At 71.9% G+C, this 1,254-nt stretch carries 1 protein-coding gene; it reads right to left on the minus strand.

Going from position 1 to position 1,254, the window contains the following annotated elements; genetic code table 11:
- Positions 1–49: 49 nt before the first annotated feature.
- The gene (locus ABD067_RS15835; protein ID WP_343896316.1) at positions 50–1,141 is read right to left on the minus strand and encodes an IS630 family transposase; all 1,092 of its coding nucleotides are present in this window, start codon (positions 1,139–1,141) and stop codon (positions 50–52) included.
- Positions 1,142–1,254: the final 113 nt, after the last annotated feature.

Raw genomic sequence — 1,254 nt, forward strand, 5'->3', positions numbered from 1 at the left:
CGGCGCCGCCATGCCCCGCCGAACGACGGACCGGTTGTGTCAGTTCCTCTTAGTGGGCTGAGTTGGAAGTGCGTTGGCAGAAACGGGCGACGCTGGCGAGGATGTCGTCGGCGGTCTTGGTCCAGATGAACGGCTTCGGATCGGCGTTGGTTTCGGCGATGTAAGCGAGGATCGCCGCCTCGAGGTCGTCGGTGCCGGTGAAGGCGCCGCGCTGGAGGCGCCGGCGGCTCAGCAGCGCGAACCAGCACTCGACGAGGTTGAGCCAGGACGCCGAGGTCGGCGTGAAGTGCAGATGGAAGCGCGGCCGCTTGACCAGCCACTCGTGCACGAGGCGCGTCTTGTGGGTCTTCAGGTTGTCCAGCACCAGGTGCACGTCGAGGTCGGCGGGCACCGCCGCCTCGACCTGGTCCAGGAAGGCGCGGAACTCCACCGCCCGGCGGCGCCCCTTGCAAGCGCCGATCACCGTGCCCGCCTTCACGTCCAGCGCGGCAAACAGATCGACCGTGCCGTGCCGGCGGTAACCGTGGGTGCGCCGCTCGGCCTGGCCCGGCCGCAGGGGGAACGGCGGCGCGGTGCCTTGCGCCGCCTGAATCTGCGGCTTCTCGTCCACGCACAGCACGAGGGCGCGATCGGGCGGGGCGAGGTAGAGCCCGACCACGTCGCGCACCTTCTCCACGAAGGCCGGGTCGGAGGACAGCTTGAAGGTCTCCGCCCGGTGCGGGCGCAGGCCGAAGGCACGCCAGACGCGGGACACCGCGGTCTGGCTCATGCCGGTCCGGCGCGCCATGGCGCGCGTGCTCCAGTGCGTGGCGTTGCGCGGCGCCTCCTCCAGCGTCAGGGCGACCAAGCGCTCGACCGCCGCGTCGCCGATGGTCCGCGGCGCCCCGGAACGCGGCGCATCCACCAGCCCCTCCAGGCGGCGCTCGGCGAAGCGCCCGCGCCAAGTCGCCACCGTCTGCCGGCTCACGCCAAGGGCCTCGGCCACCCCGCGGTTGGTCGCGCCCGGCTCGGCGCACGCCAGCACGACTCGAATGCGCTGGGCCAGGGCTTGGCCCACGCCGCGCCGGCGCAGCAGGCGCCGCAACTCGGTCAGCTCGGCCTCCGACAACTCCAGCGGCACGGCTTTCGGCCCGCGGGACATGGCGCGCCTCCTCTCACCGGGCACACCACCGTCGCGTTGACCGCATCAAACCGCAAGCAGACTTCCAACTCAGGCCACTAGCACTGCTTCGGCAGTTGGGGACCAGGCGGCGC

This window comes from Craurococcus roseus (genome assembly GCF_039523795.1).
In the GTDB taxonomy this organism is placed as follows: Bacteria; Pseudomonadota; Alphaproteobacteria; order Acetobacterales; family Acetobacteraceae; genus Craurococcus; species Craurococcus roseus.

Excerpts from the sequence above, each read along its gene's own strand:
- ABD067_RS15835 (WP_343896316.1), bottom strand. The coding sequence starts at position 1,141 with ATGTCCCGCGGGCCGAAAGCCGTGCCGCTGGAGTTGTCGGAGGCCGAG.